The organism is Mesorhizobium sp. WSM4976 (assembly GCF_029625685.1).
GTDB lineage: Bacteria > Pseudomonadota > Alphaproteobacteria > Rhizobiales > Rhizobiaceae > Mesorhizobium.
Map to the genome: position 1 here is coordinate 1 of NZ_JARTVT010000003.1, position 26,118 is coordinate 26,118.

28 protein-coding genes and 1 tRNA gene are annotated in these 26,118 nt (G+C 64.6%); 16 read left to right on the forward strand and 13 right to left on the reverse strand.

Going from position 1 to position 26,118, the window contains the following annotated elements:
* Positions 1–180 (forward strand): hypothetical protein (locus P9272_RS04070; RefSeq protein WP_278159256.1); only part of this gene is annotated, 180 nt, incomplete at its 5' end.
* A gap of 90 nt (positions 181–270) precedes the next feature.
* On the opposite strand, the gene P9272_RS04075 is transcribed toward P9272_RS04070, so the two are convergent.
* Both P9272_RS04075 and P9272_RS04080 read right to left on the reverse strand, forming a co-directional pair.
* A complete protein-coding gene (locus P9272_RS04075) occupies positions 271–789 on the reverse strand; it encodes a disulfide bond formation protein B (protein WP_042641373.1) in 519 nt (172 codons plus the stop codon).
* Positions 790–814: 25 nt separating this feature from the next.
* Positions 815–1,402 carry a YqaA family protein gene (locus P9272_RS04080; RefSeq protein ID WP_128259782.1) on the reverse strand — a complete coding sequence of 196 codons (588 nt, stop codon included), beginning with the start codon at positions 1,400–1,402 and terminating at the stop codon, positions 815–817.
* Positions 1,403–1,736: 334 nt separating this feature from the next.
* On the opposite strand from P9272_RS04080, the gene P9272_RS04085 reads away from it, so the two are divergent.
* Positions 1,737–1,821: transfer RNA gene (locus P9272_RS04085), tRNA-Leu, on the forward strand.
* Positions 1,822–1,885: 64 nt separating this feature from the next.
* Here the strand turns inward: P9272_RS04085 and P9272_RS04090 are convergent.
* The 5 genes from P9272_RS04090 to P9272_RS04110 all read right to left on the reverse strand — a co-directional run bounded on the left by P9272_RS04090 (position 1,886) and on the right by P9272_RS04110 (position 7,232).
* Positions 1,886–3,049, reverse strand: a complete 1,164-nt coding sequence (locus P9272_RS04090) for a YncE family protein (RefSeq protein WP_278159257.1) — start codon at positions 3,047–3,049, stop codon at positions 1,886–1,888.
* A complete protein-coding gene (locus P9272_RS04095; protein ID WP_278159258.1) occupies positions 3,046–3,879 on the reverse strand; it encodes a creatininase family protein in 834 nt (277 codons plus the stop codon). The genes P9272_RS04090 and P9272_RS04095 overlap by 4 nt, the downstream gene beginning before the upstream one ends.
* 23 nt (positions 3,880–3,902) lie before the next feature.
* Entirely contained in the window at positions 3,903–5,183 is a 1,281-nt protein-coding gene (locus P9272_RS04100; protein WP_278159259.1) for a GNAT family N-acetyltransferase, read from the reverse strand.
* On the reverse strand, positions 5,183–6,586 hold the full coding sequence (locus P9272_RS04105) for a lipopolysaccharide biosynthesis protein (protein WP_278159260.1): 1,404 nt from the start codon (positions 6,584–6,586) through the stop codon (positions 5,183–5,185). Before P9272_RS04105 ends, P9272_RS04100 begins: the two co-directional genes overlap by 1 nt.
* Before the next feature lie 373 nt (positions 6,587–6,959).
* A complete protein-coding gene (locus P9272_RS04110; RefSeq protein WP_128259777.1) occupies positions 6,960–7,232 on the reverse strand; it encodes a DUF4242 domain-containing protein in 273 nt (90 codons plus the stop codon).
* 239 nt (positions 7,233–7,471) lie between these two features.
* Between P9272_RS04110 and P9272_RS04115 the strand changes: the two genes are divergently transcribed.
* Positions 7,472–10,057 (forward strand): LuxR family transcriptional regulator, encoded by a 2,586-nt coding sequence (locus P9272_RS04115; RefSeq protein ID WP_278159261.1) that lies wholly within the window; start codon positions 7,472–7,474, stop codon positions 10,055–10,057.
* A gap of 119 nt (positions 10,058–10,176) precedes the next feature.
* Here the strand turns inward: P9272_RS04115 and secA are convergent, their stop codons facing one another.
* Complete coding sequence (gene secA, locus P9272_RS04120; RefSeq protein ID WP_128259776.1) at positions 10,177–12,909, reverse strand: preprotein translocase subunit SecA; 2,733 nt, start codon at positions 12,907–12,909, stop codon at positions 10,177–10,179.
* A 262-nt stretch (positions 12,910–13,171) separates the two neighbouring features.
* On the opposite strand from secA, the gene P9272_RS04125 reads away from it, so the two are divergent.
* A complete protein-coding gene (locus P9272_RS04125; protein ID WP_278159262.1) occupies positions 13,172–14,092 on the forward strand; it encodes a peptidylprolyl isomerase in 921 nt (306 codons plus the stop codon).
* A gap of 61 nt (positions 14,093–14,153) precedes the next feature.
* Here the strand turns inward: P9272_RS04125 and P9272_RS04130 are convergent, their stop codons facing one another.
* Positions 14,154–14,747, reverse strand: coding sequence for a TetR/AcrR family transcriptional regulator (locus tag P9272_RS04130; RefSeq protein ID WP_128259774.1), 594 nt, complete (start codon positions 14,745–14,747; stop codon positions 14,154–14,156).
* A gap of 187 nt (positions 14,748–14,934) precedes the next feature.
* Between P9272_RS04130 and argJ the strand changes: the two genes are divergently transcribed.
* From argJ to P9272_RS04155, 5 genes are all read left to right on the forward strand, one after another.
* Positions 14,935–16,176: a bifunctional glutamate N-acetyltransferase/amino-acid acetyltransferase ArgJ gene (gene argJ, locus P9272_RS04135; protein ID WP_278159263.1), complete on the forward strand. Its 1,242-nt coding sequence runs from the start codon at positions 14,935–14,937 to the stop codon at positions 16,174–16,176.
* Positions 16,176–16,955, forward strand: coding sequence for a GNAT family N-acetyltransferase (locus P9272_RS04140; protein WP_278159264.1), 780 nt, complete (start codon positions 16,176–16,178; stop codon positions 16,953–16,955). The genes argJ and P9272_RS04140 overlap by 1 nt, the downstream gene beginning before the upstream one ends.
* Positions 16,952–17,374 carry a (deoxy)nucleoside triphosphate pyrophosphohydrolase gene (locus tag P9272_RS04145; RefSeq protein WP_128259771.1) on the forward strand — a complete coding sequence of 141 codons (423 nt, stop codon included), beginning with the start codon at positions 16,952–16,954 and terminating at the stop codon, positions 17,372–17,374. Before P9272_RS04140 ends, P9272_RS04145 begins: the two co-directional genes overlap by 4 nt.
* Before the next feature lie 155 nt (positions 17,375–17,529).
* The gene (locus P9272_RS04150; protein WP_128259770.1) at positions 17,530–17,850 is read left to right on the forward strand and encodes a hypothetical protein; all 321 of its coding nucleotides are present in this window, start codon (positions 17,530–17,532) and stop codon (positions 17,848–17,850) included.
* Between the two features lie 105 nt (positions 17,851–17,955).
* Positions 17,956–18,141 (forward strand): Flp family type IVb pilin, encoded by a 186-nt coding sequence (locus P9272_RS04155; RefSeq protein ID WP_128259769.1) that lies wholly within the window; start codon positions 17,956–17,958, stop codon positions 18,139–18,141.
* 29 nt (positions 18,142–18,170) lie between these two features.
* On the opposite strand, the gene P9272_RS04160 is transcribed toward P9272_RS04155, so the two are convergent.
* A complete protein-coding gene (locus tag P9272_RS04160) occupies positions 18,171–19,043 on the reverse strand; it encodes a methyltransferase domain-containing protein (RefSeq protein ID WP_278159265.1) in 873 nt (290 codons plus the stop codon).
* 65 nt (positions 19,044–19,108) lie between these two features.
* Here P9272_RS04160 and P9272_RS04165 point away from each other — a divergent pair, with 65 nt between their 5' ends.
* The 4 genes from P9272_RS04165 (at position 19,109) to P9272_RS04180 (ending at position 21,546) form a co-directional block, all read left to right on the forward strand.
* Positions 19,109–19,909, forward strand: a complete 801-nt coding sequence (locus P9272_RS04165) for a ComF family protein (protein WP_278159662.1) — start codon at positions 19,109–19,111, stop codon at positions 19,907–19,909.
* Positions 19,910–19,985: 76 nt separating this feature from the next.
* Positions 19,986–20,255 (forward strand): glutaredoxin 3, encoded by a 270-nt coding sequence (grxC, locus tag P9272_RS04170; RefSeq protein WP_128259766.1) that lies wholly within the window; start codon positions 19,986–19,988, stop codon positions 20,253–20,255.
* A gap of 2 nt (positions 20,256–20,257) precedes the next feature.
* Complete coding sequence (locus tag P9272_RS04175) at positions 20,258–21,124, forward strand: carbon-nitrogen hydrolase family protein (protein WP_278159664.1); 867 nt, start codon at positions 20,258–20,260, stop codon at positions 21,122–21,124.
* A complete protein-coding gene (locus tag P9272_RS04180) occupies positions 21,121–21,546 on the forward strand; it encodes a DUF1178 family protein (RefSeq protein WP_278159266.1) in 426 nt (141 codons plus the stop codon). The genes P9272_RS04175 and P9272_RS04180 overlap by 4 nt, the downstream gene beginning before the upstream one ends.
* Here P9272_RS04180 and P9272_RS04185 read toward each other — a convergent pair.
* The gene (locus tag P9272_RS04185; RefSeq protein ID WP_278159267.1) at positions 21,543–22,037 is read right to left on the reverse strand and encodes a MarR family transcriptional regulator; all 495 of its coding nucleotides are present in this window, start codon (positions 22,035–22,037) and stop codon (positions 21,543–21,545) included. The genes P9272_RS04180 and P9272_RS04185 overlap by 4 nt on opposite strands.
* A 99-nt stretch (positions 22,038–22,136) precedes the next feature.
* Between P9272_RS04185 and P9272_RS04190 the strand changes: the two genes are divergently transcribed.
* A complete protein-coding gene (locus P9272_RS04190) occupies positions 22,137–23,069 on the forward strand; it encodes a DMT family transporter (RefSeq protein WP_278159268.1) in 933 nt (310 codons plus the stop codon).
* A 185-nt stretch (positions 23,070–23,254) separates the two neighbouring features.
* Here the strand turns inward: P9272_RS04190 and ubiG are convergent, their stop codons facing one another.
* Positions 23,255–24,004, reverse strand: coding sequence for a bifunctional 2-polyprenyl-6-hydroxyphenol methylase/3-demethylubiquinol 3-O-methyltransferase UbiG (gene ubiG / locus P9272_RS04195; RefSeq protein WP_128259761.1), 750 nt, complete (start codon positions 24,002–24,004; stop codon positions 23,255–23,257).
* A gap of 35 nt (positions 24,005–24,039) precedes the next feature.
* Here ubiG and P9272_RS04200 point away from each other — a divergent pair, with 35 nt between their 5' ends.
* The gene (locus P9272_RS04200; RefSeq protein ID WP_278159269.1) at positions 24,040–24,288 is read left to right on the forward strand and encodes a putative glycolipid-binding domain-containing protein; all 249 of its coding nucleotides are present in this window, start codon (positions 24,040–24,042) and stop codon (positions 24,286–24,288) included.
* 53 nt (positions 24,289–24,341) lie between these two features.
* Here P9272_RS04200 and P9272_RS04205 read toward each other — a convergent pair whose 3' ends face one another.
* Positions 24,342–24,638 carry a hypothetical protein gene (locus P9272_RS04205; protein ID WP_278159270.1) on the reverse strand — a complete coding sequence of 99 codons (297 nt, stop codon included), beginning with the start codon at positions 24,636–24,638 and terminating at the stop codon, positions 24,342–24,344.
* Between the two features lie 215 nt (positions 24,639–24,853).
* Here P9272_RS04205 and P9272_RS04210 point away from each other — a divergent pair, with 215 nt between their 5' ends.
* The gene (locus P9272_RS04210; protein WP_278159271.1) at positions 24,854–26,107 is read left to right on the forward strand and encodes an aspartate kinase; all 1,254 of its coding nucleotides are present in this window, start codon (positions 24,854–24,856) and stop codon (positions 26,105–26,107) included.
* Positions 26,108–26,118 lie beyond the last annotated feature (11 nt).

Consider the following 26,118-nt stretch of genomic DNA (forward strand, 5'->3'; position numbering starts at 1 on the left):
AGCCGCAATCCTTCAAAACAGAAGCGTCACCCGCAAACCGATCCGCCAAATGCCGCGTTAGCGGCTTCGTTCAATCCCTTCCGATTCAATAAAGCTAGGAAACGCTCTAGAGTTCGGCAGAAATCCGCCATGCTGGCCGACTGCCGCGGTTTTCTGCGCTTCCGGTGCTCACGTATTTAAGTACGCTCCGCGCCGGTTCTCGAAAACCGCACCATTCGACTCAGCCTGCCGAATTTTTGTCCGAACTCTGCGTCGCGCCGCTCAATTGGCTCAGTCGCGCGCGAGCGCGCTGCGGAAGGCGACGGCGGCCAGGACGAGGCTGGCGATGGCGTTCCAGCCGGCGAGCGAGAGGCCGAGGATGCGAAGCGCCGCCTTGTCGCAGGAGGGCGGCACGAACTTGTCCAGCGCGTCGAGCACGCCCTTGCCGCCGGTGTCGACCGGACCGGCGCCGGCGGTGCAGTCGGTCGGACCGGCCCACCAATGCCATTCAACGCCCGAATGGTAGACGCCGAGATAGAGGCCATAGAGCATCAGCAAGCCGCCGATTGCCAGCAGGCCGCGCGTCGCCCAAGCCGGCGCATGAAGCATAGAGGCTATCACCGCCAGCAGCATCAGCGGCGCGCCGACATAATACGGCGTGCGCTGCTCAAGGCAGAGATGGCAGGGGATGTAGCCGCCGATATATTGGAAGGCCAGCGCCGAGCCTACCGTCGCAGCCATGGCGACGGCAAGAAACAGCGCCGCGCGCGTGCGCTGGCGTCCAGTGTCGGCATTCATGGTCGCTGTCATCTAATCGGGTCCGTCGGTTGCGTCGCTATCCGTGGGCATATCTGACGAGGATATAGAGCAAAATCAGGGCAGCGGCGCCTGCGCCTACGATCAATCCCAAGCGCTTTTCGATGAATTCCCTGATCGGCTCACCATAGCGGCGCAACAGCCAGGCAAGCAGGAGGAAACGGGCGCCGCGCGCCACGATGGCCGAGACGATGAAGACCAACAGATTGACCTGAAGCGCGCCGGCCAGAATGGTGACCACCTTGATCGGCGGCAGGTGCGCAGCGCCGGATGTGACGAGCAGCACCAGCATCAGCCCGGCGCCGGACGACTGCCACCTCTCGAACGTGTCAAGACCGCCGAAATGTTCGAGAATCGGGCGTGCTATCGTATCGTACGCATAGTAGCCGATCAGCCAGCCGGCAATGCCGCCCAGCACGGAGGCAATAGTCGCGGCCAGCGCGTAGCGATAGGCGCGATCAGGCCGGGCCAACGCCATGGGCAGGAACAGCACGTCGGCCGGTATGAAGAACACGGAGCTTTCGACGAAAGCGATGAAGGCCAGCCACCATTCGGCGGATCTGCGCGCCGCCAGCGACAGCGTCCAGTCGTAAAGTCCGCGAAGCATCGGCTCTCCTAATGCAGTCGACACAATTCCGGACGGAAAACCGCAGCGCACTTTTCCTGGAATTGCTCTGATCAATATCACCCGAGACGCTTGGCGGTTTTGGGCAACGGCAGGCAGGAAGACAAGGACCCAAAGCGCCGCATCCAGCTTGTAGATGCGAGGCGCTCAACGCTTCGCCTGTCTAGAAAGATTTTCCGCGCCGCACAATGTCTGCGTCGTCACGAGGTCGAAGGGTGGGCGATGCCGCCGGTTGAACGGCCGAATCCGCAACAGGCCAGTTGACGAACACCCATCCGCCCGTATAGTCCGCGCCCATCCAGGCCGCCCGGCCTGAGCCCCTATGGCGGAATTGGTAGACGCGCTCGACTCAAAATCGAGTTCCGCAAGGAGTGCTGGTTCGATCCCGGCTAGGGGCACCACCCTTCGCTCTGCGAGCTTCGGGTGGCAGGGCCATTCTTTGCAAGCGGGCCATCCCAAAGCACCCTACCTCATATTTCCCGTATGTCCCTGCGAATACCGCCCCGGCTGCGGCCACACGGTGAGCCCATGCGGCTCGACGCCGACGCGGATCTTGGTCACGGCGCCGGTCGTCGTGTCGATCATGTAGACCTCGCTGTCGAAGCGGCCGGAGAGCCATAGCTGCTTGCCGTCGGCGCTGACATTGCCCATGTCGGGGCTGCCGCCGCCGGGGATCGGCCATTGCGCAACCACGGCGCGGGTGGCGAAGTCGATTACCGTCACGCTGCCTGGGCCCTTGGCCTTGCCCTGCTCCATCTTGTGCGAGCCGCGGTTGGAGACGTAGAGCCGCTTGCCGTCGCGGCTGACGACGAAACCATGCGTGCCGATGCCGGTTGGGATGAAGCCGATTTCCTTGAAACTGTCGCCGTCGACGAGGAACACCCCGTCATTCATCATGTCGGCCACGTAAAAGACCGTGCCGTCGGGCGAGAGCCGGATGTCCTGCGGCATGCCCATCTTGGAGAGATCGAGATGGCCGAGCACTTTCTGGTTCTTCAGGTCGATCTTGGCCAGGCCGCCATCGCCATATTCGCAGGTGAAGATCGCATAGGAGCCGTCGGCCGAGAAATCGGCATGGTTGATGCCGGGGCAGCTCGGCGTCGGCAGGCTCGATTTCAGCGCCATGGTGTGCGGATCGCGGAAATCGAGCTGCTTCATCGCCTCGTCGACGACGATGGCGGCGCTGCCGTCCGGCATGAAATAGAGATTGTAGGGATCGTCGACCGGGACCTGCTGGCCTGGCTTGCCCGTCATCGGGTCGATCGGCGTCAGGCTGCCGTTTTTGCCGGTGCCGTTGTTGGCGACCCACAGCGTCTTCAAATCCCAGGCCGGCACGACATGTTGCGGCTTGCTGCCAACCGAGAACCTGTCGACCTCCTTCAAGGTGACGGTGTCGATCACCGAGACGCTGTTGGACGAGCGGTTGGGCACATAGACACGCGGCAGCGCGCCGGCCGTGGCCGGGCTCAGATGGCCGGCTGTGGTCTGGCGGTAGATGTCGACCGGCCGGGGCGGTGGATCGCTGCAATCCTCCGGGCATGTGCCGGCACGCGACGCGCCGGGCTGCAGGGGGATAAGCAGCGCAAGCGCCATGCAAAAACGGAGGAAGCGCGGAAAAGCCTCGATCATTTTGTCTGACTTGCGATGAAAGCGCGGATCGCATCCGTCGTCCCGTTGACGATGAGATCCACCCCGAGTTGCCCGAACTGTGCGGAAGACCTTGCCGGATCGCCGCCATAAACGCCATCCCCGGCGCCGAGCGTTGGCGGGCTCGCAAGACGGTCCTTGCGCACCAGGGACGGGTCGACGGCGAGCATCAGCGAGGTATCGGCCAAGGCCGCATGCGTTCCGATTTCGGCGCGGGTGGCGCCAGCGGCCAGGAGCTTGTCGGTGTAAGGGCCTTGCGCGAACCGATAGTAATCAAGCGCAGCAAAGACCCGAACGGGGGTCTTTTTCCATTCGGCATTGAGCCGGTCGGCCACATGGCGTTCGTCGGCCTGATAGCCGCCGTGATCGCCGATGAGGACGATGGTCTTGAAGCCTGCATGCCTGAAGCTGCGGGCGGCGCCCTCCAGCAATTGCTCGAAAGTCTTGTCGCTGATGGTGATTGTTCCCGGAAAACGCATGTGCTCGGTGGGCGGATCGATATTGCCTTCCGGCACATAGGCGATGACGGGCGCGACCAGCGCATTGCCCAGCTTCGCCGCGATCTTCTCAGCGAGAAACTTCACCCGCACATTGTGCTTGCCCAAGGCCATCGCCGGGCCGCTCTGCTCGGTGCCGCCGATCGGTATGATGATCGTGGTCGTCCCCGCCGCGACGAGGTCGCGCAGCTCGGTCCAGGTCTGGTCTTCCAGGAAGACCGAAGCGCAGGCCGGATACACCGCCTGCAAGAACAGCAGCACCCCGGCACCAGCCAAGATGCGTCGCAGCGCGTCCCTTCCGATCTCGACAAGCATGTGCACTTTTCCCGGGGATTGCCCTAGCGACGTTTCAGCAGGCTACGCATGCGGTTGCGCAGCAGGCGCGCCATGTTGCGGGTCTCGCGGTAGAGGTGCAACTGCGACGCCGCCTGGCGGGCCAGCCGGTCGGTGTCCGGCGTCAGCCCGACCACCAGCGTGCCCATCGGCTTGCGCTCGCTCCACAGGCGGCTCATCACGGGATGGTCCGGAACCGCGCAGGAATCGGTCATGACGATGTTGGGATCGTCTAGGTGCTGCTTGGTCACCTCGATCATCAAAAGCGTGCCCGGCGAATAGGCGGAGAGCGTCTCGTCATAGGCCGTCTTCCAGGTGTAGGCGACGCCAGCCTCGACGAACACGACCAGGCAGGCGATGGCGCGGCCGTCGAGCGTCAGGAGATGAATCCGGCACATGTCCTGCTCGGCCAGCCGGTGCACGGCCTCGCGAGCGAAAGCGGCGCGGTAGCGGTCGATCGCCATGGCGGTGCGTTCGCGACCCTTCCAGCCGGCGGCCTCCAGTGTCAGGAAGCTTTCGATAGCATGGCGGATCTCGTCCGGCCCGCGGGCCACGACGTGCTCGAGCTTGCCGACGTCGGCAAGGCGCCGCTTCAGCCGGCGGAATTCGCGGTAATGGTGCGCGCGCAGCGATGCCTTGAGGTAGTCCTCGCCGTCGGCGTCGCTCTCGAGCACCGGACGCTCGACCTCGCCGGTGGTCACCAGGGTCAGGCCGCGGCTGTCGGCGAAGGAGGTGAGCAGGCTCGCCACCGGACCGTCGAGGCGCATATCCGGCAGCACGAAGACTCTTGGCAGCTTGAGGTGCGGCCGCGACAGCATCGAGAAGAAATCCTCAATGACGCCGACCGGGTCGTCGCGGTCGACCAGCGGCGTGCCGAGCGGGCCGAAGGGGCTCGACCACGTGCGCATCACCGGAACGCCGAGCGGGATCGCCGGCCGCTCGACCGAGAAGGGCACCAGAAGCCGTAGCCGATTGCGGTATTCGTCGCCGTCGCGGATGACGGCCAGCCGCACCTCGCGATCTTCCAGCCGCGGCATCGCCGGCGCCAGGAAGCGCGGGTTGAAGAAAACATTGGGCTCGATCGTGCGGGCGCTGAGATAGTCGAGTTCCTCGACGAGGTCGAAGCCGGCCGAGGCCGGGTAGATGGCGAGCTTGCGTTCCGGCCTGTTGTTGGCGAAGAGCTCGATATGGGCCGGGTCGGCCTCGCGCGCCAGGCCGGCAAGGTTGGAGACCATGGCGCCGGCAGGGCCGCCGCTGGTCTCTTCGAGCAACGGGACGGCGGCCATCAGGCGATTTCCTTCCCTGCAGGCACGAAGATCGCCATCACGATGCCGAGCTTGCGCCAGACGGTGAAGGAGAGCGCGCTGGCCTCGAAGACCATGGCGAGGCTTGTTGCCATCGCCGCGCCCCAGAGGCCGAAGAGCGGGATGAGGATCACGTTGAGGCCGATGTTCAGAGCAAGCGTCATGGCATAGACGGCGGCACAGATGTTCTGGTTGCCGCTCATGGTGAGCAGGCTTTCACAGGGGCCGACGGCGGCGCGCGCCACGACGCCCAGCACAAGCAGGAAAAGCAGCGGATAGCCGGCGGTGAATTCGGGACCGAACAGCACCAGCATCGGCTCGCCAAGCGCCAGCACCAGCAGCGCCATCAAAAGCGAGGGCCAGAAGGTCCAGGAGACGGTCTCGCGGGCGAAGGCAGCAAGCCGGTGCGGCTCGCCATGGGTGAATTGGGCGTAGCGCTGGGCGACACCCGCCTTGACCGCGAAATAGACGAAATGCACCAGCGCCAGCGTCTTCACCGTGGCGAAATAGACGGCGACATCATTGGGATCGAGATAGGCGCCCACCATCAGCACGTCGGCGTTGGTGAGCAGGAAGAAGAAACCCTCGACCAGGAAGATCGGCAGCGAGACGAGAATCCATTGGCCGAAATGCACGGTCATCGGTCCGGGCGGGACTTTCTTGTCCATGCGCGAGGTGACGGCCATCAGCTGGCCGAGCGTGGTGACATAGGTGGCGGCGATTGAGGCGAAGATCGCGGTCTTGGCGTCGGGCATGTAGTGCAGGCCAAGCATCAGGGCCATGAACACCAGGATCAGCACCGGCCGCACCAGATAGGTCGGCGACAGCGCCAGCAGCGCCCAGGAATTGGCCCGCGCCAGCCCTTGCAAGAGGTCGCCGAGGGCGATCATCGGCAGGCAGATGATGCCGAGGATGAAGGGGATGACGTAGTAGTTCTCGATCCATTCCGACGCGAGCCAGACGCCAAGCGCGCCGAGGCCGGCCACCAGCGTCGAGGCGACGAGCACGAACAGGCGGCTGGCCTGCACGATGCCGCGCAGCTCAGCCACCATGCCGCGCTCGCGATACTCCGGAATGAAACGGATAACCGAGGTGTGGAAACCAAGGCAGGCGAGATTGCCGATGATGACCATTGTCACCCAGACCAGCACCGAGATGCCGTATTCGAAGGAGCCGATCCAGCGCGCCATCAGCACCTGGCTGACAAAGGCGATCAAGGCGCTGATGATGCGGATGGAAAAGGCGATCAGCGACATGCGCCCGGCTTCGCCGCGCGCGTCGGCGGTGAAGAGGATGGCATCGATGCGGCCAAGCAGCGGCCGCATGCGCAGCGCCCAGCGCTGCGGCAGGAACCGCCCGGCAGTCGTTGCCGCGGAAAAGCGCACCCAAGACTCTCCGTTTTCCGCCTTTTTCCAGCGTTCGGGTCTATCCGAAACACCTTAAGAAAGGGTGGGTGGGTGCGCTTCCTTCTCCCCGTATGGTGACGGGGAGAAGGAACAGGGCCGCCATCAGTGGTGATGCCACCAATATTCCCAGTATTCGCGCGGCAGTTCCCGCTCATGCAGGCCGATGTCGCGTCTCAGGTAATCGTCCTGAGGCGGCAGAAGGCGGCGCCGGTTTCGCAACGGCGAAAGCAGCGCTGACAAGGCCCGTCGCATGTAGCCGCGGGGTGGGAGGTTATCCGCCGCGGCGGGAACACTCTCGCTATCCGACACGGCGTCAGGTCCGCCGGCGACGGGACTGATCTGTCCGACACGGTCAGCGATAAAAGTAGGGGTCGAGGACCCGCACCTCCGTGATCTTGTCGACGGGAAGCGCGTTCTTCTGCGCCGTGCTGCGGATCGCCTCCGGCGAGGGCCCGTCATAGATGCAGAAACTCTTGCTCTTGTCGGGCGAGACGAAGGACTGCACCCAGGTCACGCCTTTTTCGGCATTGCGGGCGATGACGCCGCTCATCGCGGTGGCGCCGGCATCGTTCATCGGCACATTCAGGCCTTCCGGGAAGGTGCGTTCAACAAGGTAGCGAGGCACGATCGTTTTCCTTTCGTTGGTGATCTGCGCTCGGTTCAAGCGCGACCCAGCAGAAATCACCCTCGCGAAAGGCGCGCATCGGCACCTTTCCCCATATTTGACGGGACGATTCCCTATTTTAGGGACGTTATATGTGGGAATAGGCACGGCTATATGTGGAAGGTGACATTTCCATCCGCGTCTGGCTGACTATCCGGCGGCATCCGCCGCGCCAACAATTCCCATTCGCGAGAGTGACGATGCTTCTGGAAAGGCAGACGCAACTAAAGCAACTGGAGGCCGCGCTGGCGGTCGCCTTGCAAGGCCATGGCCGCGTCGTGGCGCTGACCGGCGAGGCCGGCGCCGGCAAGACGGCGCTGGTCGAGGCGTTCGCGAGCCGGCTGGACGGCGATCTGACCGTGCTTCGCAGCGCCTGCGAAGACCTGTCCATTCCAGATCCGCTGGGGCCGCTTTACGATCTGGCGCGCGAAGCGCAGTGGGAGTTGCCGCGAGCGATCGACGACCGCCAGGTGCAGCGGCTGTCCTTGTTTTCCGAGGCGCTCGACGTCTTCGAGGCAAAGGGCCCGAGCCTGCTCGTCATCGAAGATCTGCACTGGGCCGACGACGCGACGCTCGATTTCGTGCGTTTTCTCGGCAGGCGTATTGCAAACACCCACATCCTGCTGCTGACCACGGCGCGCACCGACCGCAGCGAAGGGCAGATGCGCGTACGCCGGGCGCTCGGCGAGATCCCGGCCGGCAATGTCGTGCGTATCGACGTGCCGCTGCTCAGCGAAAGTGCCGTGCTGTCGCTCGCCGCGGCCGCTGAGCGCGATGGCGCCGCGATCTACCGCGCGAGCGCCGGCAACGCCTTCTTCGTCACGGAGCTGCTTGCCGCCGACGACGATGGCGCGTTGCCGGCGAGCGTGCGCGACGCCGTGCTGGCGCGCGCCGAAAAACTGTCGCCGGGCGCCCGCTCGATGCTCGACGCCGTCTCGGTATTTCCACGCCGTGCCGACGCCTGGGCGCTGAGCGGCCTTTGCGGGATTGCCGCCGCCGGCCAGCTTGCCGAATGCGTCTCCAACGGCCTGCTTGAGGATTTTGGCGACGGCTATGCCTTCCGGCACGAGATCGCCCGTACGGCCATCGAGATGGCGCTGACGCCGAGCAAACGGCGCGAATACAATGAACGCGCCCTGGCGGCCTTGCGCGAAAACCCGCAAGTAGCCACCGCAAGACTGGTGCATCATGCCGTGGAAGCGCAGAACCTGGACGTGGTGCGCGAGCTCGCGCCGGCCGCCGCGCGCGAGGCTTCGCGGGTCGGCGCGCATCGCGACGCGGTGGGCTATTACGAGGTTGCCCTGCGCTACGCGGATATGCTGCCGGCCGAAAATCGGGCGAAGCTCTATGAGGGCCACGCTTTCGAGTGTCACCTGATCGGCCGCGTCGAGGCCGCGATGGAAGCGCAGGGGCAGGCGCGCCAGTTGCGCCAAGCGCTGGGCGATCAGGTCAAGGAGGGCGACGGTCTAAGATGCCTGTCGCGCTTTGCCTACCTGCTCGGCGATCGCGAGGCCGCGGACCGGTTCGGAGCACAGGCCGTGGAGCTTCTGGAGACAGCGCCCGACGGTCCCGAACTCGCCATGGCTTATTCCAACCTCTCGCAGCTGGCGATGCTGGCCGAACGGCTCGAGGACACGCTCATGCTCGGCGGCAAGGCCATGACGCTGGCGGAGCGGCTCAACCGGCCCGACATCCTCTGCCATGCCCTCAACAATGTCGGCGCCGCCAGGCAGTGGCTGGATTTCACCAAAGGGCGGCGCGATCTCGCCCGCAGCCTGGGAATTGCTTTGACGGGGAACTTCCAGGAACACGCGGCGCGCGCATTCACCAACTGCGCATGCGTCGAGATGAACAGGCTCAACTTCAGCGAGGCGTCCTCGTTCCTGGAGCGCGGCATCGGCTACTGCGTCGAGAATGATCTCGCGACATGGCGCGACTACATGCGTGGCGTACAGGCTCAGCTTCTGCTGAGGCTCGGCCTCTGGGACGATGCCGCGGCCGTGGCGCATGAGGTTGTCGACGATGAAGCAACGACACCGTTGGTGCGCTATCCATCTCTGGTGGCGCTGGCAAGGCTGCGCATCCGCCGCGGCGACCCATCAGCCGGACCGATCGTCGAAGAGATGAGGCGGTTCCTGGACAAGGGCATGGAGCTGCAACGGCTTGTGCCTTTTGCCGCGGTGATGGCCGAGCTGGCGTGGCTGGGGGAGGGCGACAGGGATGAAGCGCTGCATCTGATTGCCCTTGCCGAAGGCCTCGCGCCGGCGCGGGCCGTGTTCGGCGAGCTGGCGACCTGGCGGCGGCTTTTGTCGCCTGAAAGCGATCCCGGCGAGACCGACGGCATGGCGGAGCCGCATCGCCTGCAATTGATCGGCGACTGGCGCGCCGCCGCTGCGCTTTGGGCGAGAATGGGCGCCCCTTTCGAAGGGGCGCTCGCCTTGCTGCAGGGCGAAGAGGCCGCGCAGCGTGAAGCGCTCGACATTTTCGAGGCGCTCGGCGCAAGACCGGTGGCGCAGCATGTGCGCGGCCTCCTGCGGCAGAGCGGCGTGAGCGGCATTGCCAGAGGTCCGAGGCAGGCGACGCGCGCCAACCAGGCTGGCCTCACGCAGCGCCAGATGGAAGTGCTGCAGTTGATCGAACGAGGCTTCTCCAACAAGAAGATCGCCGCGCATCTGACCATCTCGCCCAAGACGGTTGACCACCATGTCTCGGCGGTGCTCGGGAAGCTGGAAGCCGTCTCCCGCGGCGAAGCGGCGGCCGCGGCGCGCGCGGCGGGGCTGGTGTGACCGTCAGTCGAGAAAGGCCTAAGTCCGACGTTCCAGCGGGAACTCGGAAATGCCGGCGCTGCCCTTCATCCGTCCTTCGGGCACCTTCTCCCCGTTGAACGGGGAGAAGGAAGAGGGCGTCAGGCGAAGGCGCCGTGGCAGTGCTTGTACTTCTTGCCGGAGCCGCAGGGACAGGCTTCGTTCCGGCCGATCTTGCCCCAGGTCGCCGGGTTCTTCGGGTCGCGGTCTTCCGGCGCGACGATGACGTTCGAATCCTGGCGCAGGAGAAGCGCGGTGTCGCCGCCCTGGAAATCGTCCTCGCCGGTGGAGCCGTCGATGTGGCTGCCGAACATCTCGGGCGTCTCGGGCGGCGGGGCATCGGCTGCCTGGCGCACCAGCTCGACGCGCATCAGCTGCGCGGTGACGGCCTGGCGCAGGTTGCCGAGCATGCCTTGGAACAGCTCGAAGGCTTCGCTCTTGTATTCCTGCAGCGGGTCGCGCTGGGCGTAGCCGCGGAAGCCGACGACCGAGCGCAGATGGTCGAGATTGACGATATGCTCGCGCCACAAATGGTCGAGCGTCTGCAGAACCACCGAACGCTCGACATAATTCATCACGTCCGGGCCGAAGCGATCGGCCCGCTCCTTGGCGGCGGCGTCGGCAGCGGCGGTGATGCGCTCGCGGATATCGTCCTCGGCGATGCCCTCTTCCTTGACCCATTCCTCGATCGGCAGGTCGAGGTTGAGATATTGGGCCACCTCATCCTTCAGACCGGCGACGTTCCATTGCTCGGCATAGGCGTTTTCGGGGATGTTCTTGGTGACGATCTCCTCGATGACGCCTTCACGCATCTCGGTGATTGTCTCCGACAGGCCTTCGCCGTCCATCAGCTCGATGCGCTGCTCGAACACCACCTTGCGCTGATCGTTCGCAACGTCGTCATATTTCAGGAGATTCTTCCGGATGTCGAAGTTGCGCGCCTCGACCTTCTTCTGCGCCTTTTCGAGCGCCTTGTTGATCCAGGGATGGATGATCGCCTCGTCTTCCTTGAGGCCGAGCTTCTGCAGCATGCCGTCCATGCGCTCGGAGCCGAAGATGCGCATGAGGTCGTCCTGCAGCGACAGGAAGAATTTCGAGCGGCCGGGGTCGCCCTGACGGCCGGAGCGGCCGCGCAGCTGATTGTCGATGCGGCGCGATTCATGGCGTTCGGTAGCCAGAACATAGAGGCCGCCGGCGGCCAGCGCCTTTTCCTTCAGGCGCTCGACGTCGTCATTGATCGCTTTTTCCCGGGCCTCGCGCTCGGGGCCGGCCGGCATGTCGCCAAGCTCCTCGGCGATGCGCATCTCGGCATTGCCGCCGAGCTTGATGTCGGTGCCGCGGCCGGCCATGTTGGTGGCGATGGTGATGGCGCCGGGCTTGCCGGCCTGGGCGACGATGGACGCCTCACGCTCATGATGGCGGGCGTTCAGCACTTCGAAGTCCTTGATGCCCTCCTTGCGCAGGCGCTCGGCCAATTGCTCGGATTTCTCGATCGAGGTGGTGCCGACCAGGATCGGCTGGCCGCGGTCGCGCGCGTCTTTGATTTCCTTGACGATCGCCTTGTATTTCTCGTCGACCGTCCGGTAGACCTCGTCGTCCTCGTCCTTGCGGGCGACCGGCAGGTTGGTCGGGATCTCGGTGACGTCGAGATTGTAGATGTTGGCGAATTCCTCGGCTTCGGTCAGCGCCGTGCCGGTCATGCCGGCGAGCTTCTTGTAGAGGCGGAAATAGTTCTGGAAGGTGACGGAGGCCAGTGTCTGGTTCTCCGGCTGGATCTGCACATGCTCCTTGGCCTCGAGCGCCTGGTGCAGGCCTTCCGAATAGCGGCGTCCCGGCATCATGCGGCCGGTGAACTCGTCGATGATGACGATCTCGCCGTTGCGCACGATGTAATCGCGATCCTTCTGGAACAGAAGATGCGCCTTCAGCGCATTGTTGACGTGGTGGACGATTGCCACGTTCTCGACGTCGTAGAGCGACTCGCCCTTGAGCAAGCCCGCCGCTGTCAGCATGTTTTCGAGCTTCTCGGTTCCTTCCTCGGTGAAGATCGTCGTCTTCTGCTTCTCGTCGACCTCGTAGTCGGCCGGGCCGAGCTTCAGCATGAAGGCGTCGATGGTGTTGTACATTTCCGAGCGGTCCTCGAGTGGGCCGGAAATGATCAGCGGCGTGCGCGCCTCGTCCACCAGGATGGAATCGACCTCGTCGACGATGGCGTAGGAATGGCCGCGCTGCACCATCTGCGAGCGCTCATACTTCATGTTGTCGCGCAGATAGTCGAAGCCGAGCTCGTTGTTGGTGGCGTATGTGACGTCGGAGGCATAGGCCTCGCGGCGCTCGTCGTCGGAAAGGCCGTGGACGATGATGCCGACGGTCAGGCCGAGGAATTTGTAGACGCGGCCCATCCATTCGGCGTCGCGCTTGGCGAGATAGTCGTTGACGGTGACGACATGCACGCCCTTGCCGGCGAGCGCGTTGAGGTAGACGGGCAAGGTGGCGACCAGCGTCTTGCCCTCGCCGGTGCGCATCTCGGCGATGCCGCCATTGTGAAGCACCATGCCGCCGATCAACTGGACGTCGAAAGGCCGCATGCCAAGCACGCGTCGGGCCGCTTCACGCACCGTGGCGAAGGCCGGGACCAAGAGATCGTCGAGCGAAGCCCCGTTGGCGAAATCCTGGCGGAATTTCTCCGTGCGCCCTGCAAGCTCGGCGTCGGAAAGCGCCCGCATCTCGTTTTCCATCGCGTTGATGGCTTCGACCCTGGGCCGGGTCGCCTTGACGCGGCGGTCGTTGGAAGAACCGAAAACCTTACGGGCGAGACCGCCGAGACTGACCATCCAATGGCCCTTTCGATAGCAATTTTGGCCGTTTGCGACAGGCGCCTGGCGGGCCCATCAAATCCGCGTGAATGCGGACAAACGCAAAAAGCGCCCGGAAAACGGTTCTGGACGCCAAGTCGTTGGACAGATAAGAGGGGGCTCAATCGATGTCAACGCCGCGTTAGCCCTATGGGCAGCGCCAAATTCCGCCACAATCCGACTGATCTGGAACCCTTTCGCCCACGCGATCCTTATTGGCAATCCCATTGGAGTTATCTTGATGCCCCTGTCGTTCCGCCGCGCCTCGCTCGCCAGCCTCAGTCTGGCCTTCGGGATCTCGGCTCTCTGCCTGTCGCCGCTCATGGCGCAGGAGACCAAGCCCGCGGATGCCACCGCGCCTGCCGCCGCTCCCGCCACGCCGGTCGATCCCAATGCCGTGGTCGCCACCATCAATGGCGAGAAGCTGACCGAGGCCGATCTTCAGCTCGCCGAAGGCGAACTCTCGCAACAGTTCGCGCAGCTGCCGCCAGAACAGCGCCGCGCGGCAGCCCTTTCGGCGGCGATCGAAATTCGCGTCATGGCCAAGAAGGCGGTCGACAGCGGCCTCGACAAGGACGCCGACTTCCAGCGCCGGATGGCTTTCCTGCAGGCCCGCGCCCTGCATGGCGAGGTCGTCGAGAAGGAAGTGGTCGACAAGGTCACTGACGCCGAAGTGCGCGCCCGCTACGACCAGGAGATCGCCAACACGCCGCCGGTCAATGAAGTTCATGCGCGTCACATCCTCGTGAAGACGAAGGAAGAGGCCGAGGCGATCATCAAGCAGCTCGACGGCGGCGCCGACTTCCAGAAGCTCGCCAATGAACACACCAACGACCCCTCGGGCAAAACCAGTGGCGGCGATCTCGGCTGGTTCGGACCGGGCCAGATGGTGCCGGAATTCGACAAAGCGGCCTTCGCGCTCGACGTCGGCAAGTACACCAAGGAGCCGGTTCAGACGCAGTTCGGCTGGCACGTCATCAAGCTCGAGGACAAGCGCGCCAAGCAGCCGCCGGCCTTCGACGAGGTCAAGGACCAGGCCAAGCAGGCGGTGATCCGCGACAAGTATTTCGCTATGGTGAAGGATCTCCGTGCCGCCGCCAAGGTCGAGATCCCGGACGAGAAGCTCAAGAAGGACGTCGACACGCTGGAAGCTGGCAAGTAATCCGCTGTCGGCCTGATTATCCTGAAAAGGGCGCCATCCGGCGCCCTTTTTTGCTTTTGGCTCAGGCGGTCAGTATCCCCCGCGTTATATAACCTACCGCGGCGCGGATCGCCGCCTCGTCCTCGTCGAGGCGATCGGTCAGCAGATGCCGCCAGGCGTAGGACGCAATCAGATCGGCGACGATCCCGGCATCGACATCGGCCGCCACCTCGCCCCGCGCCTTGGCGCGCTCGATGATCCGGCCGGTATGGCTGCGGCGTTCCCTCGAATACTCGGCAAGCACGGCCGCGGCTGCCTCGTCCGACTGTGCCTCTGCGATCAGCGAGCGGTAGATGTTGCCCGACGGGGTGTCGCGCCAATGAGCGAAGAGGTTTTCGAGAAAGCCGGCCAGGTCGTCCTCGACGTTTCCGGTATCGGGCGTCTCGACACGCTTCTGTCGCTGGTAGATCTCGATCAGCAGCGCCGCCTTGCTCGGCCACCAGCGATAGATGGTCGGCTTTCCCGCCCGCGCCCGCCTGGCAACAGCCTCGATCGAGAAGCCGGCATAACCCGCCTCGCGCAACACGGCCTCGGCTGCCTCAATGATGGCATCGGCGCTCTCGGGATTGCGTTTCGCGCCGATCGACTTGCGCCCGCGAGCGGCGGCTTCGCCCATTCCAGTCTTCCTTAGCCGGTGAATCTGTCGCCGATCATATTGGCTTCACCGGCGAAACGAAACGACGCGTTTCCAGTTGCAAATCCGCCGGCCTAGGCGCGAAGGCGCGGCCAGAACGCCCCTTGCGCCGCGACGCGCTATCGGGCAAACCGGCCTTCCTTTCGCTCATAGCAGTTCCGGGGTTCCGATGTCCGCTACGATCTCGCCGCTCGCACCGAAGAAATATCCGAAGATGCCGGTCATCGAGGGTGTGCGCATCGCGACGGCGGAAGCCGGCATCAAATACCGGAATCGGACCGACCTGCTGGCCATGGTCTTCGATCCGGGCACCGCCGTCGCCGGCGTGTTCACCAGATCGAAATGCCCGTCGGCGCCGGTAGACTTCTGCCGCCAGAACCTGCCTGCCGGCAAGGCGCGCGTGCTGGTGGTGAATTCCGGCAATGCCAACGCCTTCACCGGCAAGAAGGGCAGAGCCTCGACCGCGCTGACCGGCGAGGCGGCGGCCAAGGCCGCCGGCTGCTCCGAAAGCGAGGTGTTCCTGGCCTCGACCGGCGTCATCGGCGAACCGCTCGACACCACCAAATTCAGCCATCTGCTCGCCGGCCTGGTCAAGGACGGCAAGCCGGACCTGTGGACCGAGGCCGCTAAGGCCATCATGACCACCGACACCTATCCGAAGGTGGCGACGGCGACGGTCAAGCTCGGCGACGCCGACGTCACCATCAACGGCATAGCCAAGGGCGCCGGCATGATCGCGCCCGACATGGCGACGATGCTCTCCTTCATCGCAACCGACGCGCCGATCTCAGCACCCGTGCTGCAGGACCTGCTGTCGCGCGGCACGGCCAAGACCTTCAACGCGGTGACCGTCGACAGCGACACCTCGACCAGCGACACGCTGCTCATCTTCGCCACCGGCAAGGCCGCGGCGCGCGGCGCGCCGGCGATCAGCGAAGCCAAGGACGCGCGGCTCGGTGCGTTCCGGCGAGCGCTCGGCAAGGTGCTGAAGTCGCTGGCGCTGCAAGTGGTGCGCGACGGCGAAGGTGCGCGCAAGCAAGTCGAGGTCACGGTCACCGGCGCCAAATCGGCGCGTTCGGCCAAGCGTATCGCGCTTTCGATCGCCAATTCGCCGCTGGTCAAGACGGCTGTCGCCGGCGAGGACGCCAATTGGGGGCGCGTCGTCATGGCCGTCGGCAAGGCCGGCGAGCCGGCAGACCGCGACCGGCTGTCGATCTGGTTCGGCGACAATCGCCTCGCGCATGAGGGCGAGCGCGATCCGGCCTATTCGGAGGAAGCGACGTCCGCCTATATGAAGCGCGACGACATCCGCATTCGCGCCGATATCGGCATCGGCCGCGGCAAGGCTACGGTGTGGACCTGCGATCTCACCAAGGAATATGTCGCCATCAACGGCGACTACCGGAGCTAATGGCGCCGGTGTCCAGGCATCCGGCAAGCGTTCTGGCGGTCGTGCGCCGCTACGAGGCGGCGGGCTTTCGCGCCTGGCCGGCGGCGGCCGTCCATTATGACGGGACCTGGGTGGTGCGGCTGACCGCCGGGCACCCCGCCAAGCGCCTGAACTCGGTCAATCCGCTCGATCCGGGCGACACTCATGCTATCGAGGAGCGCATCGGTCGCGCGGCGCGCCGCTTCGATGCCTACGGCAGGCCGCTGACCTTTCGCATGTCGCCGCTGTCGGGCCAGGTCCTGTCCACGCATCTCGACAAGGCCGGCTGGAACAGGTTCGACGAGTCGATGGTCATGCGGCTGCCGCTGAAGGACCTCGAGCTGGGCGCGGCCATGGACCAGATACCGCTCAAGGACATCAGCCGCTTCATCGGCGCGTCGTTGAGAACCAGCGGCTCGGACGCCTCGCTGCGGCCCGGCCTGTCGGAGGTCATCGGCGCCATTCAGCCCGAAGCGGGGCTGTTCGCGCTGGAGGACGGCAACGAGCCGCTGGCGACGCTGATCTGCGTCCATGATGGCGATCTCGCCGGCCTATTCGAGGTCGCCACCGAAAGATCGGCGCGCAAACAGGGCCATGGCCGCAATCTCATCCTGTCGGCGCTGAAGTGGGCGCGGCTGCGCGGCGCGCGCGAGGCCTGGCTGCAGGTTGAGGCGGGCAATGCGCCGGCGCTCTCGCTCTACCGGTCGTTCGGGTTCGAGGAAGTCTACCGCTACCACTATCGACGGCCGCCGGGCGCATGAACGAGGTGAAGGCAATCGGAAAGCGCCTGCTGCTGGTCGCCGCCTGCGCGCTGGTCGACACCGACCGGCGCGTGCTTCTGGCGCAGCGCCCCGAGGGCAAGCAGCTTGCCGGCCTGTGGGAGTTCCCTGGCGGCAAGGTTGAGCCCGGCGAGACGCCGGAGGAATGCCTGGTCCGCGAGCTGCATGAGGAACTCGGCATCGAGACGGAGATTCCCTGCCTGGCGCCGCTCACCTTCGCCAGCCACTCCTATGACGATTTCCATCTCCTGATGCCGCTTTATGTCTGCCGCCGCTTTCGCGGGATCGCGCAACCCAGGGAAGGGCAGGGGCTGAAATGGGTCCGGCCGCGGCAGATGCGCGACTACCCGATGCCCCCGGCCGACGCACCGCTGATCCAGTTCCTCATCGATCTGCTGTAATTTCGAGGCCTGCCTTCGCCGCCATTCACCGTTTGCCGAAAGCGTCGTTTTCCGGAGCTGCTTTAGCCAGCGTTAATGGAAGATTTATCTCGACGTGAAAAATTGCTTGAGCCGTTTCGCGCGGCAACATCGTTGATGACTGTGGGAAACACGGCATGACTCTCGAAAGAGACTGGGACTCGATCCGGCCCGACCGAGGCTTCCGCGCGGCGGATGCCGGCATGGGCATCCTGCGAATCTCGCTTCTCTTCGGCTCGGCCGCCGTGGCGCTGGCGCTGATCGCAACGCCTTTCCTTGATAGCCAGACGCGATTGCAGGGCGCTCGCGACGGCATGGCTGTCGGGCTCGATATGACAGCGACCGGATCGATCGGCCATCGCATCAATACATATACGGTGCGCCGCAGTGTGCTGCAGCCGATGCCCAGTTCAATCTGCGTCATCCGCAATGACGGCAGCCGCAGCGGCGAGTGCTGACATGGTTAATGATTTTTTGGCACACCGGCATTTCACCCGCTGTTAAGCTTTTGCTGTTAACCTTTCTTAACGGGTAGGACATTAGAATTTCTGCATAAGGGATGGATGACCATGAAAAACCTGCTGCAGCAATTCGTAAGAGATGAAACGGGCGCCACGGCCATCGAATATGGCCTAATCGTTGCTGTGCTCTCCCTTACAATCATCGGCGGCGTGGGCAAGGCCGCGGACGCGCTCCAGTGGTTGTTCAGCGACAACAACAGCAGGCTGGTCCAGGCCTTCTCCCACTGACGAAACCGATCCGGCAATCAGAGACGCGGTCAGCCCTTCGGCGGGTATTCCAGGATCGCCTTCAGCGATACCTTGGCTGACCCAGGCTTGAGCGGCTTTTGCTGCGAGGCGTCGGGCGCCCAGCCGGACATCCAGACAATCGAAAAGCCTGCGCGGACGCGGCCGTCCGGATCCGAGAACCGTTCGGCATAGATTTCGGCGGCGCGGGCAAACAGCCGCCTGCTGCCCGGCCGGCGGCTGCGGTCGATGAGCGGGCTGGTTTCGCCCATGGCGCGCAGATCGGCCGCGAGATCAAACAGTGTATCGTAGCGCACGACGACCGTTTCGACATCGGCGACAGGCAATGCCAGACCGGCGCGCTGCAACAGCGCACCCGCATCGCGCACATCGGTGAAAGGAAGGATGCGCGGGCTCGCGCCGCCGTAAAGCTCCGTCTCGGCCGCAAGCATGCTTTCGCGCAATTCGGCCAGCGTCCCCGCGCCGGCGAGAGCGCCAAGGAAAAGCCCGTCCGGTTTCAGCGCCCGGCGGATTTGCGCCAGCACGCCGGGAATGTCGTTCATCGCGTGCAGCGAGAGCAGGGAGACGACGAGATCGAGGCTGCCGTCCTCGAACGGCACGATCTCCGGCGGCGCTACCAGGCCCGGGGCGCCGGCCAGAAGCGCTTCGTCCATCTCGACACGCACGATCTCGCCGACCTTGCCGCTGGCGGCGAGCACCTCGAACGCCGCCGACGTCTGGCAGAACAGCGCGGCCGCCTTGCCGAAGCGGCGCTCGACGGCACCCAGCCGATCGGCAAGGTCTTCGGCCGCTCGCCGCATCAGGAAATCGGCACCCTCGACGGGGCGGGCGAGAGCCCGGCGCTTGCGCGCGAGCCAGAGCTCAGTGTCGATCAAAGGCTGCAATGAAAAGCTTCCTGTTGTCCGCACCCGCCGGAGTGGTGTTAAGGTGGCGCGAGGTTTCCTTTCACGTGGCCGATCCGGTGCACAAGATCAAGACCAGCGCGGTTCAGGACATGACGCGGCAGGCACTGGCCTTGCCGGCGCGTCTGTTGTTTCCGCCGGTTTGCGCCGGCTGCCGTCGCCATGTGTCGCAGCCTGGCGTCTTGTGCGGCGCCTGCTGGCCGAAGCTCAGGCTGCTGGAGAAGCCCTGGTGCCCGGTGATGGGCACGCCCTTCACCCACGACATGGGCGAGGGGTTTCTGTCCGCCGAGGCGATCGCTGATCCGCCACCCTTCGAGCGGGCGCGGGCGGCCGTCGTCTATTCGGGCGTCGCCCGGCAGATGGTCCAGGGGCTGAAATACCAGGACCGGACCGATCTGGCGCCCTGGATGGCGAACTGGATGATCCGCGCCGGCGCGGAGCTGATTGCCGAGGCCGATCTGGTCGTGCCGGTTCCGTTGCACTGGCGGCGCTTCTTCCGGCGCCAGTTCAACCAGTCGGCGGAGCTTGGACGCGCCGTTGCAAAGCTCAGCGGGCTGCCATTCTCGCCATCCGCGGTCAAACGCGTGAAGCTGACGCGCCAGCAGGTCGGGCTCGAACGACATGAGCGCGAAGAGAATGTGCGCGCCGCCTTCCGCGTTCCATCGGACGCTGAAATCGAGATCGCGGGCCGCCGGGTGCTGGTCGTCGACGATGTCTACACCACCGGCGCCACGGTGAGGGCGGTCGCCAAGGCGTTGAAGAAGGGCGGCGCCGGGGCGGTCGACGTCCTCACGTTCGCCCGCGTGCTGCCGGGGGACTTTCGGCCCGATGAGTCTGCAACTATATAGTGCTTAAGTAGTTGTTTTGGTGGATGTCGCTCTCGCATAAGTGTTGGACGACGTGCGCAGGCAGGATTGCTGATCGATGGTCGATGTGACGATCTATACCCGGATGATGTGCGGTTATTGCACGGCGGCAAAGCGGTTGCTCGAGCGCAAGGGGGTGGCCTATACCGAGCACGACGCTTCATTTTCACCGGAATTGCGCCAGGAAATGATTTCGCGGGCGCATGGACGCACCACTTTTCCGCAGATATTCATCGGCAACACACATGTCGGCGGCTGCGACGATCTCCATGAATTGGAGTCACAGGGCCGGCTTGACGTGCTGCTTGCCAACGGAGCGAGGGCTTGATCATGGGGGTTTTCAAGGCGGCGGCGGTGCAGATGCGTTCCGGGACCAGCCCGGAGCGCAACGCGGCCGACATGGAGGTTCTGGTCCGTCAGGCCGCCGACCAGGGCGCCACCTATGTCCAGACGCCGGAAATGACCGGCGCGCTGATCCGTGACAAGCAGGCGGGGGCAGCAGCCTTCACCACCGAGGACAAGGATGTCGTCGTCGCTACTGCGCGCAGGCTGGCGAAGGAGCTCGGCATCCACTTGCATATCGGCTCGACCGCGATCCTGCGCGCCGACGGCAAGCTCGCCAACCGCGCGTACCTGTTTTCGCCCGAAGGCACCCTGATCGCTGGCTATGACAAGATCCATATGTTCGATGTCGATCTCGACAATGGCGAGAGCTGGCGTGAATCCGCGTCCTACGAGCCGGGAACGGAAGCGGCCGTGACCGACATCAGCGGAACGAGACTGGGCTTTGCCGTCTGCTACGACCTGCGCTTCCCGCAGCTGTTCCGCGCCGAGGCGATGGCCGGGGCCGAGGTGCTGACGGTGCCGGCCGCCTTCACGCGTCAGACCGGCGAGGCGCATTGGCACGTGCTGTTGCGTGCCCGCGCCATTGAGAACGGCGCCTATGTGATCGCCGCCGCGCAGGGCGGCCTGCACGAGGACGGGCGTGAGACCTATGGCCATTCGCTGATCGTCGACCCTTGGGGGCGCATCATCGCGGAGGCTGCGCATAACGAGCCCGGGGTGATCGTCGCCGAGATCGATCCGTCCCAGTCGCTTGCGGCGCGCCGCAAGATCCCCAATCTCAGGAATGCGCGTGATTTCACCGTCAATGCCGACGCAAGCGAGACGCCGCGTCTCAGGGGTGCAGCCTCTTGATCCGCTTTTCCCTGATCTGCGAACACGAGCACGAGTTCGAAGCCTGGTTTCGCAGCAATGACGACTTCGACATCCAGAGGAGGCGCGGCTTCATCGATTGCCCGAGCTGCGGCTCGCACAAGATAGAGAAGGCGCTGATGGCCCCGGCTGTCTCGACCTCGCGCAAGCAGGAGAAGATGGCTTTGGCCATGGGCGAAGCCCAGAAGCAGGCGCTGGCGCAGCTGAAGGCGCTGGCCGAGAAGGTGCGCGAGAGTGCCGACTATGTCGGCGACAAGTTCGCCGAGGAAGCGCGCAAGATCCACTTCGGCGAGACCGATCCGCGCGGCATCTATGGCGAGGCGACGCCGGAAGAAGCGGAAAGCCTGATCGAGGACGGCGTCGAATTCATGCCGATCCCGAGCTTTCCGGACGACCAGAATTAGGACGGCGAACCCAAGCTTCTGATCAGTTTTTCCAGCAGTTTTGCCAGCACTTCCCGGTCCTCTTGCGTAAGGCCGGCGAGGATCTCATGCTCGTTGGCGACATGGGCGGTGAGTGCGGTGTCGGCGAGCTCGCGGCCTTTCGCGGTGAGTTGCACAACCACGCCCCGCCTGTCGCTGGGGTGCGGCGCGCGCTGGGTCAGCCCGGCCTTTTCCAGGCGATCGAGGCGGGCGGTCATGGCGCCGGACGTCACCATCGTCGCCTCATAAAGCTCGGTCGGCGTCAGCGCGTAAGGTGAGCCCGACCGGCGCAATGTCGCCAGCACATCGAATTCGCCGGGCTGCAATCCGAAACGGGTGAAGACCGGCGCGAGGCGATCGCGCGCGATGAGGGACGAGGCTTCGTTCAGACGCCCGATGACGCGCATCGGCGACACGTCGAGATCCGGCCGCTCCCGTCGCCACTGCTCCATGGCCCTGCTAGCTCTATCCATATCTCTCACCGAAAAGTATCTTGACATAAAGAATCTTTACGCTATCGTACCGTAAGATGAACCGGCCGCCAAGCGGTCGCGCAGCGACAGGACAGCCCGATGAAATTTCTCTGGGATTCGGCTATCGGCCTTCTGGTCGTGACCGGCGGCCTGCTCGGCATGACGCTGCCGTTCGGCAAGCTCGCCACCGCCGCTGGCGTGCCGGCTATGATCTGGGCCTTCGTTATCTCGTTCGGTGCCGGCGGCGTGCTGTTGCTTGCGCTTCTGCTGCGCGGCGAGCCCATCCGGTTGACGCCGCACAAGCTGCGCTATTTCTTCGTCACCGCCGCGATTTCCTATGCCATCCCCAATCTTTTGATGTTCTCCGCCATCCCGCATCTCGGCGCCGGCTATACCGGCATCATGTTCACGCTGTCGCCAGTGATCACGCTGGTGTTCTCGATCCTGCTCGGCGTCAGGAGTCCGAACCTGCTCGGCGTCACCGGCATCGCCGTCGGCTTCGTCGGCGCGGTGATGGTCGCGCTCACGCGCGGCGAGGCCGGTCAGGCTGCGGATTATTTCTGGGTGGCGATCGGGCTGCTCATCCCGGTCAGCCTCGCCGCCGGCAACATCTACCGCACCGTTGACTGGCCCAAGGGCACTGGGCCCATCGAACTGGCGGTCGGCAGCCATCTGGCCTCGGCCACGTTGCTGCTCGTCGGCATTTTGACGCTTTTGGGTTGGCAGGCCTTCGCGCCGCTTGTCGGCGTGCCGCTGGTGATCGTCGGACAGATCGCCTCGGCCTCGGCAATGTTTGCTTTCTTCTTCCGGCTGCAGGCCGTCGGCGGGCCGGTCTATCTCAGCCAGATCGGTTACGTGGCGGCGGCGGTCGGCCTGTTCGCCGGGACGATCCTCCTCGGCGAGCACTACCAGCTTCTGACTTGGCTCGGCGCCGCCATCATAACCGCCGGCGTGTTCATCACGACGAAGGCGCAAAGCCAGACTGGTGCGCCTGTACCAGTTCGCATCGAGCCGGCATCGTCCCGCAGCTAATCCTCGTTGCTGTCGGCGGGTTCCGGCTGCAGATGCCGGCGACGATGGGTGGCGGCGCCTTGGCTCGACCGCGGCACGCATTCGATCGCCATCGGTCGGTTGAAGCTGTCAGGACCGAGGATGCCGGGCGGGAACTGATACTGGCGGGGCGGCTATCGGCCGTTGGAAGCTAAGGCCTGACGCGATCAGACCGAGGCTTTCTCCGCCAGCACCATATAGTTGACGTCCATATCCTTCGAGCGCTGCCAGCGGTCGGCCAGCGGGTGGTACATGACGCCGGTACGGTCGATCACCGTGAGCCCGGCTGCGCCTAGCGCCTTTTCCAGTTCGTCCGGCCGCACCAGCTTGCCGAATTGGTGCGTGCCGCGCGGCAGCCAACGCAGCACATATTCGGCGCCGATGATGGCAAGGCCGAGCGCCTTCAGCGTGCGGTTGATGGTCGCGACGAACATGATGCCGCCCGGGCGAACCATCTGGCCACATTTGGCGACGAACAGATCGACATCGGCAACATGCTCGACCACTTCCATGTTGAGAATGACGTCGAAGGTCTCGCCGGCGTCGGCCAGTTCCTCGGCCGACGTGGCCCGATAATCGATGCTGACGCCGACCTCCGCCGCGTGCAGCTTGGCCACTTCGATGTTGGTGGCGGAAGCGTCGGCGCCGACCACTTCAGCGCCTAGCCTGGCCATCGGCTCGCACAGCAAGCCGCCGCCGCAGCCGATATCGAGGAAACGCAGGCCCTCGAACGGCCGGGCCGCGCGCGGATCGCGGCCAAAACGCGCCGCCACCTGGTCGCGGATATAGGCAAGCCGCACCGGATTGAATTTGTGCAGCGGGCGGAACTTGCCGTTCGGGTTCCACCATTCGGCGGCAAGGGCGGAGAAGCGTTCGACTTCTCCGGCATCGATGGTCGATCGGCGGGGTTCTGGCATGGTGGGCCCTCCTCGGACGTTAGGAAGTCGGGTCCTTGGCGCCAAAAGTCAAGGCAGGGTTTTTCGGCTGCTGCCACACGCGATGCCGGCAAGCATCCCGCGCGCCGGTCGTTGCCCCTCCTGCCGCCTATCTGGCCGTTCCCGAGCTCAGGCTCACGCGCCTCGACCAGACCCATCGACGGCTGGACGAAAACCGCTACGCTTATGCCGCCCCGGCCTTCGGCTATGGCGCCATCCCGGACGTTTTGCCAGCCGGTTTCGTGCTTCACTATCCCGGCCGGTAGCAAGCGCTGCCCTGACCCGTTCGCCTAGCGGAAGACGTGGGCGGGTGGTCAGCCTAGCGAGACAGCGCAACCTCGGCGTGGCTCACGGCGACGCTGGTGGGCTCGATCGCCTGCATGGCCTCGCTGTCGCCGATTTCGGCCATGATGCGGTCCGCCGCCTCCTGGGCCTGATCCAGGCTCTCCCAACGCACGACATCCACCCAGGTGCCATCCTCACGCTTCCCGAGGTGACGGGCAAGAAAGCCCGGCTGCCGGGCAAGCCAATCGGTCATGATCCCGTTATTGGCGACAAAGCCGGCTTCGGTGCCGGGCTTGAGGCGGAACGTGACGATTTCCAGGGTCTCGATCACAGGAATCTCCAAAGGCCGGTTTCGGCCGTCTTATGGCATGATCAGCGACAGGAATCCGCCAGGATGAGCGTTGTCCGGCCGGCCACAATTGCGCTTGCTTGCGAAGCCTTGCTGTTTTGGCTAAGGAGGCCGCGCATTTCCTCGCCCGGCTTAACCCTGGCGTTTCTTTCCGGTTCCGGCCCTGTGCCGGCTTCAGTCAAAGGCATTTTGCTTCCATGGCGCGTATCGTGATGAAATTCGGCGGAACCTCGGTCGCCGACATCGCCCGCATCCGCAATGTGGCGCGCCATGTCAAACGCGAGGTCGATGCCGGCCATGAGGTGGCGGTCGTGGTGTCGGCGATGGCCGGCAAGACCAACGAACTGGTCGCCTGGACGCGCGAGGCCTCGCCGATGCATGACGCTCGCGAATATGACGCGGTCGTCGCCTCGGGCGAACAGGTCACCGCCGGCCTGTTGGCGATCACGCTGCAGAGCATGGGGGTGCATGCCCGCTCTTGGCAGGGCTGGCAGATCCCGATCAAGACTGACAATGCGCATGGCGCGGCGCGCATCCTCGACATCGACGGCGCCTTCCTGATCAAGCGCTTCGGCGAGGGCCAGGTGGCGGTGATCGCCGGTTTCCAAGGCATCGGGCCGGACAACCGCATCGCGACGCTCGGCCGCGGCGGCTCAGATACAAGCGCCGTCGCGATTGCGGCGGCGGTCAAGGCCGACCGCTGCGACATCTACACCGATGTCGACGGCGTCTACACCACCGATCCGCGCATCGAGCCGAAAGCCCGGCGTCTCGCCAAGATTTCCTTCGAGGAAATGCTAGAAATGGCCTCGCTCGGCGCCAAGGTGCTGCAGGTGCGCTCCGTCGAGCTTGCCATGGTACACAGGGTGCGTACCTTCGTGCGGTCGTCCTTCGACGATCCCGATGCGCCCGGAATGGGGGATTTGCTCAATCCGCCCGGAACGCTCATTTGCGACGAGGAAGAGATCGTGGAACAGCAGGTCGTCACCGGAATTGCCTACGCCAAGGACGAAGCGCAGATTTCGCTGCGCCGCGTCGGCGATCGTCCAGGCGTCGCCGCCGGCATCTTCGGCCCGCTGGCCGAGGCCAACATCAATGTCGACATGATCGTCCAGAACATCTCCGAGGACGGCAAGTTCACCGACATGACCTTTACCGTGCCGTCCGGCGACGTCGACAAGGCGCTTTCGGTGCTGGAGAAGCTGAAAGCCGAAGTCGGCTACGACGTCGTTCAGTCGGAAGCCGGCATGTCGAAGGTCTCGGTCATCGGCATCGGCATGAGGAGCCACGCCGGCGTCGCCGCCACCGCGTTCAAGGCGCTGGCCGACAAGGCGATCAACATCCGTGCCATCACCACTTCCGAGATCAAAATCTCGATACTGATCGACGGTCCCTATACGGAACTTGCAGTTCGTACTTTGCATTCCGTCTACGGTCTGGATAAGCAATAGCAAGAACTGAG